Here is a 16,592-nt window from a genome sequence, read left to right on the forward strand (position 1 = left end):
GCGGAAGGGCGGCCGCCGAATTGTCGATCACCTGTGACAGACCCTGACCGCTCCTGCTTCCCTATGCCAGCGCCCGCCCCAGCACGTACACCGCCGGTGCGGCGGCCGCCAGCGGCAGGGCCACGCCCGCCGTGAAGTGGACGAAGCGGGAAGGGTAGTCGTAGCTCGCGACCCGGTGACCGATGAGCGCGCACGCCCCCGCGCCCGCGCCGAGCAGCGCGCCCTTGGCGCCCAGCCCGGTCATCCCGCCGACCGCGATGCCCGCACCCGCCGCGGCGAGCAGGGCCACGACGACGGAGGCCGGGGTGGGCAGCGGCAGCGCCCGGGCCAGGACGGCCACCGCCACCGCGGCCGCGCCGACCGTCACCGCGTCCGGCTCGGCGCCGAGGTGCCCGGTGGCGAGGATGGCCAGCGCGGAGGAGGCGACGGTCGCCATCAGGCCGTACATGCGCTCGTCGGGGTCGGCGTGCGAGCGCAGTTGGAGGACGAGGCAGAGCAGCACCCAGACGCCGAGGGTGCCGAGGATCGCGGCGGGCGCGTGTTCGCGGCCGGCCGCGAGGAGCGCGACGTCCGAGACCAGCGCGCCCAGGAAGGCCAGCGCGATGCCCTGCCGGGCCGGCCACATGCCGTTCAGCCGGAACCAGCCCGCCGCCGTGACGGCCTGGAGGACGACGAGCGGGACGAGGAGCGCGTACGAGCCGATCGCCGCCCCACCGGAGAGGAGCAGTCCGAGGAGCGCGGTGAGCGCGGCGGGCTGCATACCCGGCTCGATGATCGGCGAACGGCCCTCCAGGCGGGCCCGCTGGGCGTCGGTGACGCGGGCGTTGCCGGCGAGGGTGGCGGGGCCGTAGGCCGCGGCGGCGGCTCCGGCCTCGGGTGCCGGCTCCGGTGCCGGTGCCGATGTTTGTATGGACGGCGTGTAGGCCGGCTGTTGCTGTGCCGGGGCCTGCTGCCAGCGGTACGCGGACGCGTAGTCGTTGGCGTCGCTGTTGCCGTTGCTGTTGGGGTTGCCGTTGCCGTACGCGGACTGGGGGTGCCCGTAGGCCGGGGCCTCGCCCGTCCGGGGCGGCAGGTGGGCGGCCTGGGCGGGGTCGGCCGCGTTGACCGGCGGCTGGACGCTCGTCTCCCAGGTCTGGCCCTGCCACTGCTGCGTGTACTGGAGGTGGGCCTGCGGGTCCGGGTCGCCGTACCCCTGCTGCTGCCCGGGCCACTCCTGCTGGTCGTAGCCCTGGTAACCCTGGTTGCCCTGGTTCCCCTGATGCGGCTGGTACGGCTGATACGGCTGCTCGTCGGTCATCGTCACCCTCCTGCGAACGGCGGGAGCACCTCGACCGTGCCGCCATCGGCCAGCCGTACCGTCTCATGTTCGCGGGTGCCCACGGGGTCACCGTCGACGAGGAACGAGCATCGCTGCAGGACCCGCACGAGTTCGCCAGGGTGTCGCGCACGCGCGGCGTCGAGGGCCTCGGCGAGGGTGTCCGCGTCGTACGGCTCCTCGGCGACCCCGGCCGCGGCCTTGGCGGCCGCCCAGTAGCGCACCGTGACCTTTGGCATCTCGTTCCTCAATCAGTCGGCTGTGTACACGGTCAGGCTAGCCCGCCCGTGTGACCGCCCAGTCCCCGATGCGGGCCAGCAGGCCGTCGTCGGCCGCGTGCTCGGCGTGACCCATGCCGGGCTCCAGCCAGAGTTCGCCGTGGTCACCGGCGGCCTCGGCGAGCATCCGGGGATGATCGAGGGGGAAGTAGCCGTCCTGGTCGCCGTGCACGATCAGCAACGGAGTGGGCGCGATCTTCGGGACCGCCTCGACCGGAGACAGCGGTACAGGATCCCATTCGCGGTGGTGAATACGGGTGCGGAAGCCGTAGCGGCCGACCAGGCGGCCCTCGGGGCGGGTGACCAGCCAGTGCAGTCGGCGCATGGGGGCCGTGCCGCGGTAGTACCAGCGGGCGGGCGCGCTCACGGAGACGACGGCGTCCACCGTCCCCGCGTGCAGCGCAGCGTGCCGCAGGACCACCGAGCCGCCCATCGAGAAGCCGACGGTCGCCACGCGCGCGTGCCCGAGCGAGCGCGCCCACCGCACGGCGGCGGCGAGGTCGAGCACCTCGCGGTCGCCGACGGTGGAGTGCCCGCCGGAGCGGCCGTGCCCCCGGAAGGAGAAGGTGACGACGGCCCCGTACCGGGCGAAGGCGGACGCCACGCGCCGCACGTGCGGGCGGTCCACGTCCCCCGTGAACCCGTGGGCGATCACGAACACGGGGTGACGGGCGGATGGCGCGGAGGCGTCGTATACAACCTCACCCGGTTCGTATACGGAATCGATGGAAATCCCGTCGCCGGTGGGCAGAAACGTCCGCAAAGGTGTGCGCCTGACCGTCTCGGAATTCGGACGAACGGTGGAACGTGCCCCATGACCTGCCGGACCGCTGCTCATGTGGGCTATTCTGCTGGACAGAGGACTCGGGCAGCGTAGCCCCCGGGTCCTTTTGTGCTTTCGGACCCGTTGTATACGAAGTGGCGACCGGGCGGGAAACGCCAGGTGACCGCGGGTGTACAGGCACCCGGGAACGCAGCGCAGACCGCAGTGCAGTGCCGCAGTGCCGCAAACGTCCTCGCAGGGACCGAGGAGGAACCAGACGTATGAGTTCTCTGCTGCTCCTGACCAATGCCCTCCAGCCGTCGACGGAGGTGCTTCCCGCTCTCGGCCTGCTCCTGCACAACGTGCGAGTGGCCCCGGCGGAAGGCCCCGCCCTCGTCGACACCCCGGGCGCCGACGTCATCCTCATCGACGGGCGCCGTGACCTGCCCCAGGTCCGCAGCCTCTGCCAGCTGCTGCGCTCCACCGGCCCCGGCTGTCCGCTCATCCTCGTCGTGACCGAGGGCGGCCTCGCGGCCGTCACCGCCGACTGGGGCATCGACGACGTCCTCCTCGACACCGCCGGCCCGGCGGAGGTCGAGGCACGGCTGCGGCTGGCCATGGGCCGCCAGCAGATCGTCAACGACGACTCCCCCATGGAGATCCGCAACGGCGACCTGTCGGTCGACGAGGCGACGTACAGCGCGAAACTGAAGGGCCGGGTCCTCGACCTCACCTTCAAGGAGTTCGAGCTGCTGAAGTACCTGGCCCAGCACCCGGGCCGGGTGTTCACACGTGCACAGCTGCTCCAGGAGGTCTGGGGCTACGACTACTTCGGCGGCACCCGTACGGTCGACGTCCACGTACGACGGCTGCGCGCGAAGCTCGGCCCGGAGCACGAGTCGCTGATCGGGACCGTGCGGAACGTGGGTTATCGATTCGTTACCCCTGAGAAGGGGGAACGCGCCACGGACGAGGCGAAGGCCAAGACCGACCGGCCGGAGCGGTCAAACACGGAGGATGCGGACAACGCGGCCGACCTGGAGACCGAAGAGGTCTCGGCGGAGGCGTAGTACCCGCCGGTAGGTCCCGGCACCCGCTCAGGAAGGGCGTTGCTCCCGCACAGGAAGCTTCAGTACGCCCTGCCCAGAGCGGGTCCATCCGCGTAGACTCCGCGCGTGGCCAAGGTGACTCGGGATGATGTGGCGCGACTGGCGGGAACTTCGACCGCCGTCGTCAGCTATGTCATCAACAACGGACCCCGGCCGGTCGCCCCGGCCACGCGCGAGCGTGTCCTCGCCGCCATCAAGGAACTGGGGTACCGGCCCGACCGGGTCGCCCAGGCGATGGCGTCCCGGCGCACCGACCTCATAGGCCTGATCATCCCGGACGCCCGTCAGCCGTTCTTCGGCGAGATGGCGCACGCGGTCGAGCAGGCCGCCTCCGAGCGCGGAAAGATGGTGCTGGTCGGCAACACCGACTACGTCGCCGAGCGCGAGGTCCACTATCTGCGGGCGTTCCTCGGCATGCGCGTCTCGGGCCTCATCCTCGTCAGCCACGCCCTGAACGACCTGGCGGCCGCCGAGATCGACGCGTGGGACGCCCGGGTGGTGCTGCTGCACGAACGCCCCGAGGCGATCGACGACGTCGCCGTCGTCACCGACGACCTGGGCGGCGCCCAGCTCGCCGTACGCCACCTCCTGGAGCACGGCCACGACTACGTGGCCTGTGTCGGCGGCACCGCGGAGACCCCCTCCGTCGGCGACCCCGTCTCCGACCACGTCGAGGGCTGGCGGCGCGCGATGGACGAAGCCGGGCTGAGCACGGAGGGCCGGCTCTTCGAGGCGCCGTACAACCGCTACGACGCCTACCAGGTCGCCCTGGAGATCCTCGCCGGACCCCGGCGCCCGCCCGCGATCTTCTGCTCCACCGACGACCAGGCGATCGGCGTGCTGCGCGCGGCGCGCGAGCTGCGCATCGACGTACCGGGCGAGCTGGCGCTCATCGGCTTCGACGACATCAAGGAGGCCGGCCTCGCTGACCCGCCCATGACAACGATCGCATCGGACCGCTCGGCGATGGCCCGCGCGGCGGTCGACCTCGTCCTGGACGACGGGCTGCGGGTCGTGGGCTCCCGGCGCGAGCGGCTGAAGGTGTTCCCGTCGCGACTGGTCGTGCGGCGCTCGTGCGGCTGCGGCTGCGGCTGACCGTATGAGGGTTGTCTGAGAGACCTCCGCAGACTCGCGGATCCGTCTTTATTTCGGACGAACGAGGTTCTGGCGGCGTTCTCAGGGAGCACTCAGGGAGCTCTCATGGTTGAGCGACAAGCTTCTTTCCATGACCGAGAGCATCCGCCGCAGCGGCGAGTACGAGAACTTCGAGAACCCGTACCAGGCCCCGTACGAGGGCGCCCAGCAGCAGGCCTCCTCCCCCGTGAGCTCTGCTCCGACGAGCTCCTCTCCGGTGAACCCGGAGTGGCCGCCCCCGCCGGCGTACCAGCCCGCCGCCGACCGGACCGCGCAGCAGCCGGTGGTCACGGCGCAGCAGCCGGTGGTCGAGCCGACCGCGGTGTGGCAGACGCAGACGGCGTCCGCGTCCGGGTCCGCCGGGGGCAACGGCCACGACGGCCACGGCGGCGGAACCGCTCACCGGACCCCGGTCACAGCCGAACCCGCCCCCCGCAGGAAGCGCACCCGCGGCCCGCTCGCGCTGCTCGCGGCCGTGGCGATCGTCGCGGCGGCCATAGGCGGCGGCACTGCCTACGGCATCCAGGAGCTCACCGGCAAGGACGAGGTGGTCTCCTCGTCCACCACCACCAACGTGGTGCCCTCCAGCAAGACGGGTGACGTGGCCACCATCGCGGCGGCGGTCAGCCCGAGCGTCGTCGAGGTCAGCGCCACGCTCAGCAACGGAACGTCCACCGGCTCCGGCGTGATCATCACCAGCGGCGGCGAGGTCGTCACCAACAACCACGTCATCTCCGGCGCGAACTCGATCAAGGTGACGACCAGCGACGGCAAGTCGTACACCGCGAAGGTCGTCGGCACCGACAGCAAGAAGGACCTCGCGCTGATCAAGCTGGAGAACGCGTCCGGCCTGAAGGCGGCGACCCTCGGCAACTCCGACGGCGTCAAGGTCGGCGACACGGTCGTGGCGATCGGCTCCCCCGAGGGCCTGACCGGCACCGTCACCAGCGGCATCGTCTCCGCACTCAACCGGGACGTGACCGTCTCGACGGACGAGAGCCAGAGCCAGAGCCAGCAGGGCGGCGGGGACGGCAACTGGCCGTTCCAGTTCGGCGGCCAACAGTTCAACGGCGACACGGGCACGTCCACGACGACATACAAGGCGCTCCAGACCGACGCCTCGCTGAACCCCGGCAACTCCGGCGGCGCGCTCATCGACGCGAGCGGCAACATCATCGGCATCAACTCCGCGATGTACTCCGCCGCGACGGACTCGTCCTCCTCCGACGCCGGCAGTGTCGGCCTCGGCTTCGCCATCCCGATCAACACCGTCAAGGCCGACCTCGCCACGCTGCGGGCCGGCGGCTCCGACAGCTGAACACTCACTGAGCTTCGCCGAACAAGCAGGGAGTACGTCATGATCAAGCAGGTTTCGCACACGGTCACCGGTTACGGCGCGGCCGACCTCGCTCTGGCCCTCGACGTGGCGTACGAGCTGCACGCGCCGGTGGCACCGACCCGGGCGCCCGAGGTGGCGGCCCCGCAGCTCACGGCCCCGCAGCTGATGGGCCTGCGCACCACGGCCGCCCGCCCGCACCAGCGCAAGGTCCAGCTGAACCGGCTCGCGGCACTGCGCGGCTGATCTCACCCCACCCCACTCTTTACGCGCACACCGGGAACCGTGCGAGGCTGAAGTCACTCAGCACGTTCAGCAGGTCCAGCCTCCCGTCGTCCCACCGCACCTGAGGAAATCACGCCCATGAGCCCCGCCGAAGGCGACCGTGACACCCAGCGCATCCTGATCGTCGACGACGAGCCGGCGGTGCGCGAAGCACTCCAGCGCAGCCTCGCCTTCGAGGGCTACGACACGGAGGTCGCCGTGGACGGCGCGGACGCGCTGGAGAAGGCCACGGCCTACCACCCCGACCTGGTGGTGCTGGACATCCAGATGCCGCGCATGGACGGCCTCACCGCGGCCCGCCGCATCCGGGGCGCAGGCGACACGACCCCCATCCTGATGCTGACGGCCCGCGACACGGTCGGCGACCGCGTGACGGGACTGGACGCCGGGGCGGACGACTACCTGGTCAAGCCGTTCGAACTGGACGAGCTGTTCGCCCGGGTGCGGGCGTTGCTGCGGCGCAGCTCCTACGCGGCGGCGGCCGGAGCGGGCGCGGTCGAGGAGGACGAGGCCCTCACCTTCGGCGACCTGCGCATGGACCTCGCGACGCGGGAAGTGACACGGGGCGGGCGCCCGGTCGAACTCACCCGCACGGAGTTCACGCTCCTGGAGATGTTCATGGCGCACCCGCGCCAGGTCCTCACCCGTGAGCAGATCCTGAAGGCCGTCTGGGGCTTCGACTTCGAGCCGTCGTCCAACTCGCTGGACGTGTACGTGATGTACCTGCGCCGCAAGACGGAAGCAGGCGGAGAACCGCGCCTCGTGCACACCGTGCGGGGCGTCGGGTACGTGTTGCGACAGGGCGGGTCGGAGTGAACAAGCTCGTACGACGGTTCCGGACCCTTCCCATTCGGGCCCGGCTGTCGATGCTCGTCGCTGCCGCTGTGGCGTTCGCGGTGGCGGCGGTTTCGGTGACTTGCTGGTTCATCGTGCAGGGGAAGCTGTACGAGGAGCTGAACAACGACCTGCAGTCGGGCGTCGAACATCCGCAGCCGACGAACGCGGTGGCCGCCGCCCTCGACACCTGCGCTCAGTCGCCGTCCGATTCGTTCAACTTCGGGCCGCGTTTCAAGGGCTACTCCCAGCTGGTCCAGTCGGACGGCAAGTCGTGCATCTACGGCGGCTCCACAGCGCTGGTGAAGGTCACCGGCAGCGACAGGAACGTGGCCAAGAACCCGCAAGAGGGGATCATCCGTAACGGCGTCGACAGTGACGGCAACCCGGTGCGCGTCCTGACCACGCCGCTCATCGTCGAGGGCTCCGGCGGCCGGTACGTCGTCAAGGACACCGCCCTCCTCGTCGCCGTATCGATGAAGAGCACCGAATCCACCCTCAACGAGCTCGCCCTGATCCTCCTGCTCGTCTCCGGCGTCGGAGTCATCGGAGCCGGAGCCGCCGGTCTGGCCGTGGCACGGGCCGGCCTGCGCCCCGTCGACAAGCTCACCGAGGCCGTCGAGCACGTGGCCCGCACCGAGGACCTGAGCGTGCGCATCCCGGTGGAGGACGACGCCGAGGACGAAGTAGCCCGTCTCTCCCGCTCCTTCAACTCCATGACGTCCTCCCTCGCCAACTCCCGCGAGCTGCAACAGCAGTTGATCGCGGACGCCGGGCACGAGCTCCGCACGCCCCTCACCTCCCTCCGCACCAACATCGAGCTCCTCACCCGCAGCGAGGAGACGGGCCGCCCGATCCCCCCGGCGGACCGCAAGGCGCTGCTCGCCTCCGTGAAGGCGCAGATGACGGAACTGGCGTCGCTCATAGGCGACCTGCAAGAACTGTCCCGCTCGGAGAGCCAGCGCGGCGAACGCGTGCAGGTGGTCTCGCTGGAGGACACGGTGGAATCGGCGCTGCGCCGAGCCCGGCTGCGCGGCCCGGAGCTCACCATCACCGCCGACCTCCAGCCCTGGTACGTCCGCGCGGAGCCCTCCGCCCTGGAGCGCGCGGTCGTCAACATCCTCGACAACGCCGTGAAGTTCAGCCCCGAGGGCGGAACGATCGAGGTGGAACTCGGCAGCGGCATCCTGACCGTCCGGGACCACGGCCCCGGCATCCCCGCCGAGGAACTCCCCCACGTCTTCGACCGCTTCTGGCGCTCCCCGAGCGCACGGGCGCTGCCGGGCTCGGGCCTCGGCCTGTCGATCGTGGCGCGGACGGTGCAGCAGGCGGGCGGCGAGATCGCGCTGGCCCGCGCGGAGGGCGGCGGCACGGTGGCGACGATGCGGTTGCCGGGGGCGCCTACGGCTCCGCCGGAGGCGGGGTAATAGGTTCAGCTTCCTGCCAGAAGATCTCTTCGATCACGATCTGCGGATCATCGGTTCGGCGAACGAAGGTGTACTTCAGCCAGCCGTTGCCGTTGTCGAACAAGCAGACGCGGCGGCCCTTCGGATCAGTGGACCAAATCGGCATGACCTGCATGCCGTCGGGAAGCCCGGCATCGGCGTCGATACCTCGGAAATACGGGTCCTTCGCGGTGACCAGTTCGCCACGCGCGACCAGGACGATCTCACGAACGTGGTCGGGCAGTGCTTCGAAGGCAGCGAGAGCATCGATCCGCCAGTCCATCTGCCAGGGAGGTCCCATGAACCCATCATTCACTCGCCGGGCTCCAGTTCTCGCACCCGGTAGTGAATCTTCGACGCCTCTTCGAGGAGAGCCTTGGCCTCGTTGATGTCGGTGCACTCGTACGCGGCTCGGTGTTCGAGATCGCGCACGTGCGCGTCCAACTTGGGGTCGCGGGCAATGGCGTACTCACCCCACCAAAGGGCCATGAACGCGTGCACAGGGGTCACGTTGTATGCGTCGGCGATCGCCCACTTCCAGTGCTCGTCGAAACTCGGGAGCAGCTCGGGAGTGTGCTGGGCAATGGCCGCTCGCAGCGCCTTCGGCGTCCGCTCGGGCATGGGCGGGATGATCTGGTCGTTTTCCGTGGCGTGAGCAGTCATGACCGATGCCCTCCTTCGACGCTTCGTCTTTACGACCATAGCCGCCTCGCACCTCGTGGATCAGTCGTTCGTGTCGTGGTCACGAGATCCAGCGTGTTGGCGGCGACGCCTCGAACATCAGGACTTCTGGCATATGTCACCCGAACGTGCGCCGACCGGCCTCTTCCTTGACCGCCGCAACGAAACGGGACCAGGACGGACCCGAGAAGACCAGCGGGCGCACGGCCGGGACCTTGCTGTCCCGGACGGGGACCATGCCGGGGTAGCCGTCGGCGACCTCGACGCAGTTGTTGTCTCCCCCGTCGCTGTAGGACGACTTGCGCCACACGGCGGTGCTGAGATCAGGGGCGTGGTTCACGATTCCTTGATCCCCTGTACGAACTCCACCCACGAAGCAACCCCGAAGACGAGCGGGCGGGTCATCGGAGTCTTGCTGTCCCGGACAGGGACTATGCCGGGGTAGTCGTCGGCGACCTCGACGCAGTTGTTGGCTCCTCCATCGCTGTAGCTCGACTTGCGCCACACGGCGGTGCTGAGATCAGGGGTGTGTGTCATGGCGTGTGTGTTCCTCCAGTACGTCCCTGATGAACGCGAGCGAGTCCGACGGGGACAGCGCCAGATCGCGGAGCCGATCGTAGGACAATCGCTGCTTAAGAACCTCGTCCGGATCCTCGATCAGCAGACCGCTGCTGTTGCCTTCCGTGTAGGCAACAGCGCTCCCGTCCCTCTGCCAGAGCAGGGTCAGCGACCCGTTCATATGGTGGTGCGCGCCCGCCGAGAACGGGAGTACCTGCAGCGCCACATTGGGCCACATCGCAGCCGCCTCAAGGTGAAGCAGCTGATCGTGCCATGTCTTGCCCCGGGCCGCGGGGCGCCGAAGCGCGAACTCGTCCATGACGACGCGGACGTCGGGCTCGGGTTTCTGCCGCAGGAGGTACTGCCGTCCGAGCCGTGCCGCCACCTGCTCCTCGACAGCCTCGTCGCCGTCAGGTGTTGTCTGAGCCCCGGACAACACCTCCCGCGCGAAATCCTCGGTCTGTAGAAGCCCAGGCATCCCTGGCGTGAACAGCCGCATGACCCGCGCTGTCGCCTCCCGCTTCATGTACTCCTTGTACTGGTCCCTGAACGCGTCCAACCGCGCCGCGCGCCAGTGCCGAACCAGCAGGTCACCGGCCTCGAAGTATCCGTCCAGGTCCTCCATGACGGTCACCTTGGACAGGCGCTCACCCGACTCCAGACGGCTCAGGTAGCTCTTGTCGTACCCGGTGTCGTCGGCGAGCTGGCCCAGTGACTTGCCCGCCTTCTCCCGGAGGAACTTCAGCGTCCGGCCCAGCACGACCCGCCCCGACTCCCGGTCCCCGTCAACAACTTCGGCCACGTCACCCCTCCCCGTTGCCTGGCGCTCCAGACAACACCGAACCTCTTCCGCAGAGTACGTCGTATCTGTGACGATCAGGCTACGAACGGTAATCACCACTCGTCAGGCCAACGCCACGACAGACGACAGAAAACCCCCGCGGTCGACTGCACTCGACCCGGGGGCGTGGCTGACGTACTCAGAAGGACCGCCAACATGAGGGAACGTATCGCGGGTTTTCGCGAGTCGCTACTGCGCGCATTCGTGCGAGCCCTGCTGCCCGCCCGGCACCGGCACCGGCACCGTGCCGTCCAACCCGAACCGGCCGGCCAGGAGCTGCCGACGGCCCCGGTCGAGGCCCCGCCCCGACGGGTCCCGCATCTCCTCAGCCTGGAGCGGCTCCAAGAGCTCTACGAGCTCGAGAGGCGTCGTGAAGAGGAGGCCTCCGCGTGAGCGCCGTCGAGCCACCGTCGACATCCGCCCACGGACTCCGCCTCCTGCCCTGGACCAACCTCGACGGCAAACCCTGTTACCTCGACACCGACGACGATCACAGCCGCCTCTCCCTCCTCGCCGACAACGTCGAGACCGCTCAACTCGCCTCCGCGGAGCACGTACTGAACGGAGCCCGAGCCGTACTCGCCGACCCCAAGGCGGGCGAGCGAGCGGTGCGCTTCGCGCTCACCAGGGCGGTGGAATCGCTGGGGGACGTCCTCCGTATCGCGGTCAGCCGGGGCGGACGCGGATGAACTCCTGAACAACGGCAACCTTTCCGTACGGGGCGGCGACTCACGGGCAGTCAAACCCCCCGCACGGAAAGGTTCGCCGCATGAGCGACCACCGCCGCAAGTCGCCCGAGTCGACCGCGAAGCCCCGTCACCGCAGAAGCAAGAGGGCGCTGGCAGTCGGCGTCCCCCTCGCCCTCACCGCCGCCGGCACCCTCGCCTACGGCACGGACCTCGGTCTGTTCGGCGCGGACGCGCAGGCGAACGCCTCGGCGGCGACCGCTGCCGCGCCCGCCTGGGCCACCGCCACCGCCGACGGCTTCGCCTCCGTCAACGCGCTCGGCCAGAACGGCACTTACGGCGGCCGGGACGGCAAGACCGTCACCGTGAAGACCCTCGCCGACCTCGAGAAGTACGCGACCGCCAGCGAGCCGTACGTCATCGTCGTCGCCGCCACGATCAACATGGACCCGGTCGGGAAAGAGATCAAGGTTCAGTCGAACAAGACGATCGTGGGGTCCGGGACCTCCGGGCAGATCGTCGGCGGCGGCTTCTTCCTCGGGCAGGGCGTCCACAACGTCATCATCCGGAACCTGACGATCCGTGACGCCTACCAGGGCGTCTGGAACGACAAGGAACACGACTTCGACGCCATCCAGATGGACGGGGCGCACCATGTGTGGATCGATCACAACGATCTCCGTCACATGGCCGACGGGCTCATCGACAGCCGCAAGGACACGACCTATCTGACCGTGTCCTGGAACAAACTGAGCCAGGAGAACAAGGCGTTCGGCATCGGCTGGACCGACAACGTCACCGCCGACATCACGATCCACCACAACTGGATCCGCGAGACCGAGCAGCGCAACCCCTCCACGGACAACGTCGCGCACGCGCACCTGTACAACAACTTCCTGGAGGACGTGGCGGGGACCACCATCAAGTCCTCCTACGGGAACTACTCGCGCGGCAAGACCAACATGGTTCTGGAGAACTCCTACTTCCAGGGCATGACCAACCCCGTCGTCCGGGACGCCACCGCCACCCTCGTCCAGCGCGGCAACGTGTTCTCCGGCACGACCGGCAAGAACGAGAGCGGCGGCACGGGCGCGGCCTGGGACCCGAAGAAGTACTACAGCTACACCCTCGACAAGGCCGCGGACGTCCCCGCGCTCCTCAAGTCGGGTGTCGGGCCGCGCAGTTCGATCGGCACGACCAGCAGCACGGCGACGACGACCACCACGACCAAGGCCGCCACCACGCTCACCGTCGCCAAGGACGGCAGCGGGCAGTACTCGACCGTGCAGGCCGCGGTGAACGCCGTACCGGCGAACAACCCCTCGCGCGTCGTGATCGCCGTCAAGTCGGGCACGTACCGCGAGCTGGTCAAGGTCCCGGCCAACAAGCCGCACGTCACCATCCAGGGCACCGGCGGCAGCCGCAAGGACACCACGATCGTCTACAACAACGCGTCCGGTACGCCGAAGCCCGACGGGTCCGGCACGTACGGCACCGGCGGCAGCGCCACCGTCGCCGTCGACGCGGACGACTTCCAGGCCCGCAATCTGACCATCTCCAACGACTTCGACGAGGCCGCCCACCAGGACATCGCGGGCCAGGCGGTCGCCCTGCGCACCTCCGCCGACAAGGTGTTCCTCGACGGCGTCATCGTCAGCGGCGACCAGGACACCCTGCTGGTGGACACCGCGTCCAAGGACAAGCTGGGCCGCGTCTACATGGCCAACTCGTACATCATCGGCAACGTCGACTTCATCTTCGGCCGGGCCACCGCGGTGATCGACAAGTCCGTCATCACGCTGAAGAAGCGCTGGAACGGCACCTCGGCCGGCTATGTCACGGCCCCCAGCACGGCCGCCAACCGCAAGGGCATCCTGATCGCCAACTCCACGGTGAACGGTGACGTGTCCGACCGGAGCTTCTTCCTCGGCCGCAACTGGCACGCGGGCGGCGACGCGAGCCTCGACCCGCAGACCACCGTCCGCAACACCTCCCTCAGCGCCGCGATCAAGACCACCCCCTGGTCCGACATGGGCGGCTTCTCCTGGAAGGACGACCGGTTCGCCGAGTACAAGAACACCGGCGCGGGCGCGGGCGCAGCGAGCTCCGACCGCCCCCAGCTGACCGACGCCCAGGCCACCGGCCAGGAGGTCGCCGACTGGCTGGGCGACTGGACCCCCACGGCCTCCTGACATCCCCCTGCCAGCTCCGCCACAGCCCCTCGCCCCACCGTGAGGGGATGGCGATACGAACAGCGAAGGGACCAGAAACGGGGGCCACGGCAGGGACGGGGAGGGGGAGGGGGACGGCGGGCACGGCCTCGGCGGGGAAGATACTGCTGGCCGACGACGACGCGGACATCCGCGAAGGACTCGGCCGGCTGCTCCGCTTCGAGGGCTACGAAACCGTGCTCGCCGACGACGGTCGCCTCGCCCTGGACCTCCTCGGAGCGCCGGACGACCCGCCCGACCTGGTCCTGATGGATGTGTCCATGCCCGGCCTGGACGGCCTGGCCGCGACCCGCCGCATCCGGGCGTCCGGCTCCACCATGCCGATCCTGATGATCACCGGCCGGAACGCCGTCGGGGACCGCATCGTCGCCCTCGACAACGGCGCGGACGACTATCTGATGAAGCCGTTCGCGGTGGAGGAACTCCTCGCCCGGGTAAGGGCCCTGCTCCGCCGGGCCACCCGCCGGACGCCCCCGTCCCCCAAGCCCTCCGCAGCCCTCCTGGCCTTCCACGACGTCGCCATGGACCTGTCCTCCCGCACGGTCACCCGAGCCACCCGCCCCCTGGACCTCACCCGCACCGAGTACTCCCTCCTGGAGTACTTCCTCCGCCACCCGGCCAAGGTCCTCAGCCGCTCCCGGATCCACAAGGACGTCTGGGGCTTCGACTTCGAACCCACCTCCAACACCCTCGACGTCTACGTCATGTACCTGCGCCGCAAACTGGAGCAGTACGGCGAACCCCGACTGATCCAGACGGTACGGGGGTTGGGGTACATGTTGCGGGTGGAGTGAGTGACGGCAGGGGGCGCAGGGTCCGCGGTCACAGCCGCAGCACCAGCGTGTCGTGCGTCCGCTCCGTCGGTCGTGACCACGGTTCGACCAGGCGGGCGTAGGCGGGACAGCGGGTCATCAGTTCGTCGTGGGTTCCCGTGTCCACCAGGCGGCCCTCGTCGACGACCAGGATGCGGTCGGCGTCGGGGGCGAGGCTCAGATCGTGGGTGATCATGAGGGTGGTGCGGCCGGACATGAGGCGGCGCAGCGGGTGGACGATCTGGCGGGCGGCCACCGAGTCGAGGCCGGCGGTGGGTTCGTCGAGGACGAGGACCGGGGCCGCGCGCAGCATCGCGCGGGCGATGGCGATGCGCTGGAGCTGACCGCCGGAGAGGGCGGCGGTGCCGGGGGCGATGTGGGTGTCGTAGCCGTCGGGGAGGGCGGCGACGAAGTCGTGGGCGGCGGCGGAACGGCCTGCTTCCTCGATCTCCTTGTCCGTCGCGCCCGGGCGGCCGCACTCGATGTTCTCCCGGATCGTGCCGTTCAGGATGAGCGTCTGCTGGGGCAGCAGGGCGATGTTCTCGCGGACGAACTCCAGGGGGACGTCCGTGAGCGGGACACCGTCCAGGCAGACGACACCCGTGTCCGGGTCGTAGAAGCGGGTGAGGAGTTTGGACAGGGTGGACTTGCCGGCGCCGCTCGCGCCCGTGACCAGGATCAGTTCGCCGGGGCCGGCGGAGAAGGTCACGTCCTTCAGGGAGGTGCGGGCGCCGGCCGTCTCCGGGTAGCCGAACGTGACACCGTGGAAGCTGACCCAGCCGCGGACCGGCCAGGAGGGGACGGGGGTTTCCGGGTTCCGCACCGACGGCTGCGCGTCCAGGATCTCCGTGATGCGTTCGGCGCCGGCCGTGGCCGCGGTGACCGTCAGGCCGAGTTGGCCGAGGTTGCGGACCGGCGGGTAGAGGTAGCCGATGAACGCGGCGAAGGCGAGCAGGGCGCCGAGGGTCATCCGGCCGGCCGAGATCTCCCAGACGCCCAGGCCGATCACCGACAGGACGCAGAGGGTCTCGACGACCTCCACGAACTGCTCGTACATCTCGCTCAGCCGCGCCCCCCGCACGCTCGCCCGCATCCACGCGCGGGCCTCCTTGTCGAGGCGCCGTTCCTCGTCGCGGCGGCGGTTGTAGGCCTGGGTCAGGACGACGTTGCCCAGCGACTCCTCCACCACCGAGGTGATCGCGCCGTCGGCGACGCGTTCGTCCTGCGAGGCCTGCTTGATGCGGCCGGAGAAGCGGCGGGCGGCGAGGAGGAAGAGCGGGGCGAGGACGAATGTGGCCAGGGCCAGGTCCCAGCGGAGCCAGAGCGCGGCCGCCGCGTAGAAGACCGCGGAGAAGGCCGCCGAGACCGTGCCGACCACGCCCGACACGACCAGTTGTTCTATCGCCTCCACGTCGCCGGTCAGGCGTTCCACCAGGTCGCCCTGCCGGTGCTTCTGGAAGAAGTGGGGCGGGAGGTCCTGGACGTGGCCGAAGACGTGTCCGCGCAGGCGCAGCACGAAGCGTTCCGCCGTCCAGGTCGCAGCTGAGTTGCCCAGGTAGCCGACGAACGCGCCGAGTGCGGCGACCCCCAGCCAGGCTCCGGCCGGTCCCCAGAACGCGGCGAGCGAGCCGGCCTCCAGGGCGTTGTCGGTGAGTTCGGCGAACAGCAGGATGGACGCCGTCTCGGCGAGCGCGGACACCACCACGCACGCCACGATCACCAGCATCCACTTGCGGTCACCGCGGGTCAGCGGCCAGAAGCGGCGGAAGGCCTCACGGGCTTCCCTCATCGTCGACTACTCCCTTCCGTTACGGGGGCACGGACATGGCCGAGGCGGGGCCGCCGGCTTCTACCGGTGGCCCCGCCTCGCGGCATCCCGTCAGCCCTTGTGCGCGACCGGGCGGCGCTTCGGGGCGGCCTTCGGAGCGGCCTTCTTCTTGGCGACGGGCTTCGGGGCCGGGGCCGCGGCGTGCTTGCGGGTCTTCTTCACGGGGGCGATCTTGTGGAAGCTCATGGGAATTACCTCTCCAATTACCAGGTGCTGAATATGTTCGGTTTACGCGTGGCTTATGTGTCGCAGGTTTGCAACAGTTCCGACTGCGAATCAGCCCTTATGGGAGACCGGGCGGCGCTTCGGAGCGACCTTCGGAGCGACCTTCTTCTTGGCGACGGGCTTCGGGGCCGGCGCCGCGGCGTGCTTGCGGGTCTTCTTCACGGGGGCGATCTTGTGGAAGCTCATGGGGTTCTCCGTTCGAGATGTTCGCGCTCTTCGCTTTCGCGTCGT

General features: G+C 69.5%; 21 protein-coding genes. 10 read left to right on the top strand and 11 right to left on the bottom strand.

The features are described 5' to 3' along the window. Positions 1 to 61 precede the first annotated feature (61 nt). From OG289_RS23995 to OG289_RS24005, 3 genes are read right to left on the bottom strand one after another with little or no spacing between them, the layout of a single operon-like run. Complete coding sequence (locus tag OG289_RS23995) at positions 62 to 1,297, bottom strand: hypothetical protein (RefSeq protein WP_327316103.1); 1,236 nt, start codon at positions 1,295 to 1,297, stop codon at positions 62 to 64. A gap of 2 nt (positions 1,298 to 1,299) precedes the next feature. After that, positions 1,300 to 1,554, bottom strand: coding sequence for a MoaD/ThiS family protein (locus OG289_RS24000; RefSeq protein ID WP_327316104.1), 255 nt, complete (start codon positions 1,552 to 1,554; stop codon positions 1,300 to 1,302). Between the two features lie 37 nt (positions 1,555 to 1,591). Beyond that, entirely contained in the window at positions 1,592 to 2,431 is an 840-nt protein-coding gene (locus OG289_RS24005; RefSeq protein ID WP_327316105.1) for an alpha/beta hydrolase family protein, read from the bottom strand. 206 nt (positions 2,432 to 2,637) lie between these two features. Here OG289_RS24005 and OG289_RS24010 point away from each other — a divergent pair, with 206 nt between their 5' ends. The 6 genes from OG289_RS24010 to OG289_RS24035 all read left to right on the top strand — a co-directional run bounded on the left by OG289_RS24010 (position 2,638) and on the right by OG289_RS24035 (position 8,481). Next, positions 2,638 to 3,426, top strand: coding sequence for a response regulator transcription factor (locus OG289_RS24010; protein ID WP_327316106.1), 789 nt, complete (start codon positions 2,638 to 2,640; stop codon positions 3,424 to 3,426). A gap of 105 nt (positions 3,427 to 3,531) precedes the next feature. After that, complete coding sequence (locus OG289_RS24015) at positions 3,532 to 4,560, top strand: LacI family DNA-binding transcriptional regulator (protein WP_327316107.1); 1,029 nt, start codon at positions 3,532 to 3,534, stop codon at positions 4,558 to 4,560. 130 nt (positions 4,561 to 4,690) lie between these two features. Continuing rightward, positions 4,691 to 5,917 (top strand): S1C family serine protease, encoded by a 1,227-nt coding sequence (locus OG289_RS24020; RefSeq protein ID WP_327316108.1) that lies wholly within the window; start codon positions 4,691 to 4,693, stop codon positions 5,915 to 5,917. A 39-nt stretch (positions 5,918 to 5,956) separates the two neighbouring features. After that, positions 5,957 to 6,181, top strand: coding sequence for a hypothetical protein (locus OG289_RS24025; RefSeq protein WP_327316109.1), 225 nt, complete (start codon positions 5,957 to 5,959; stop codon positions 6,179 to 6,181). A gap of 117 nt (positions 6,182 to 6,298) precedes the next feature. Further along, positions 6,299 to 7,036 (top strand): response regulator transcription factor, encoded by a 738-nt coding sequence (locus OG289_RS24030; protein ID WP_327316110.1) that lies wholly within the window; start codon positions 6,299 to 6,301, stop codon positions 7,034 to 7,036. Then, positions 7,033 to 8,481: a HAMP domain-containing sensor histidine kinase gene (locus OG289_RS24035; protein WP_327316111.1), complete on the top strand. Its 1,449-nt coding sequence runs from the start codon at positions 7,033 to 7,035 to the stop codon at positions 8,479 to 8,481. The genes OG289_RS24030 and OG289_RS24035 overlap by 4 nt, the downstream gene beginning before the upstream one ends. Here OG289_RS24035 and OG289_RS24040 read toward each other — a convergent pair. The 5 genes from OG289_RS24040 to OG289_RS24060 form a co-directional block, all read right to left on the bottom strand. Next, positions 8,456 to 8,800, bottom strand: a complete 345-nt coding sequence (locus tag OG289_RS24040) for a hypothetical protein (RefSeq protein WP_327316112.1) — start codon at positions 8,798 to 8,800, stop codon at positions 8,456 to 8,458. The two genes, OG289_RS24035 and OG289_RS24040, sit on opposite strands and share 26 nt — an antisense overlap. A gap of 11 nt (positions 8,801 to 8,811) precedes the next feature. Next, complete coding sequence (locus OG289_RS24045) at positions 8,812 to 9,162, bottom strand: DUF6247 family protein (RefSeq protein ID WP_327316113.1); 351 nt, start codon at positions 9,160 to 9,162, stop codon at positions 8,812 to 8,814. A gap of 136 nt (positions 9,163 to 9,298) precedes the next feature. Continuing rightward, positions 9,299 to 9,520, bottom strand: coding sequence for a DUF397 domain-containing protein (locus OG289_RS24050; RefSeq protein ID WP_327316114.1), 222 nt, complete (start codon positions 9,518 to 9,520; stop codon positions 9,299 to 9,301). Next, positions 9,517 to 9,717, bottom strand: coding sequence for a DUF397 domain-containing protein (locus OG289_RS24055; RefSeq protein WP_327316115.1), 201 nt, complete (start codon positions 9,715 to 9,717; stop codon positions 9,517 to 9,519). The genes OG289_RS24050 and OG289_RS24055 overlap by 4 nt, the downstream gene beginning before the upstream one ends. Beyond that, positions 9,701 to 10,540, bottom strand: coding sequence for a helix-turn-helix domain-containing protein (locus OG289_RS24060; protein WP_327320783.1), 840 nt, complete (start codon positions 10,538 to 10,540; stop codon positions 9,701 to 9,703). Before OG289_RS24060 ends, OG289_RS24055 begins: the two co-directional genes overlap by 17 nt. Positions 10,541 to 10,735: 195 nt before the next feature. Here OG289_RS24060 and OG289_RS24065 point away from each other — a divergent pair, with 195 nt between their 5' ends. The 4 genes from OG289_RS24065 (at position 10,736) to OG289_RS24080 (ending at position 14,290) form a co-directional block, all read left to right on the top strand. Then, on the top strand, positions 10,736 to 10,972 hold the full coding sequence (locus OG289_RS24065) for a hypothetical protein (protein WP_327316116.1): 237 nt from the start codon (positions 10,736 to 10,738) through the stop codon (positions 10,970 to 10,972). After that, the gene (locus tag OG289_RS24070; protein ID WP_327316117.1) at positions 10,969 to 11,268 is read left to right on the top strand and encodes a hypothetical protein; all 300 of its coding nucleotides are present in this window, start codon (positions 10,969 to 10,971) and stop codon (positions 11,266 to 11,268) included. The genes OG289_RS24065 and OG289_RS24070 overlap by 4 nt, the downstream gene beginning before the upstream one ends. 80 nt (positions 11,269 to 11,348) lie before the next feature. Further along, on the top strand, positions 11,349 to 13,457 hold the full coding sequence (locus tag OG289_RS24075) for a pectinesterase family protein (RefSeq protein ID WP_327316118.1): 2,109 nt from the start codon (positions 11,349 to 11,351) through the stop codon (positions 13,455 to 13,457). Between the two features lie 47 nt (positions 13,458 to 13,504). Further along, positions 13,505 to 14,290 carry a response regulator transcription factor gene (locus OG289_RS24080; RefSeq protein WP_327316119.1) on the top strand — a complete coding sequence of 262 codons (786 nt, stop codon included), beginning with the start codon at positions 13,505 to 13,507 and terminating at the stop codon, positions 14,288 to 14,290. A gap of 28 nt (positions 14,291 to 14,318) precedes the next feature. Here OG289_RS24080 and OG289_RS24085 read toward each other — a convergent pair whose 3' ends face one another. From OG289_RS24085 to OG289_RS24095, 3 genes are all read right to left on the bottom strand, one after another. After that, positions 14,319 to 16,097: an ABC transporter ATP-binding protein gene (locus OG289_RS24085; protein ID WP_327316120.1), complete on the bottom strand. Its 1,779-nt coding sequence runs from the start codon at positions 16,095 to 16,097 to the stop codon at positions 14,319 to 14,321. Between the two features lie 90 nt (positions 16,098 to 16,187). Then, positions 16,188 to 16,322 (bottom strand): hypothetical protein, encoded by a 135-nt coding sequence (locus OG289_RS24090; RefSeq protein WP_327316121.1) that lies wholly within the window; start codon positions 16,320 to 16,322, stop codon positions 16,188 to 16,190. A 90-nt stretch (positions 16,323 to 16,412) separates the two neighbouring features. Beyond that, positions 16,413 to 16,547: a hypothetical protein gene (locus OG289_RS24095; RefSeq protein ID WP_327316122.1), complete on the bottom strand. Its 135-nt coding sequence runs from the start codon at positions 16,545 to 16,547 to the stop codon at positions 16,413 to 16,415. Between the last annotated feature and the right edge of the window lie 45 nt (positions 16,548 to 16,592).

It is taken from the genome of Streptomyces sp. NBC_01235 (assembly GCF_035989285.1).
GTDB lineage: Bacteria > Actinomycetota > Actinomycetes > Streptomycetales > Streptomycetaceae > Streptomyces.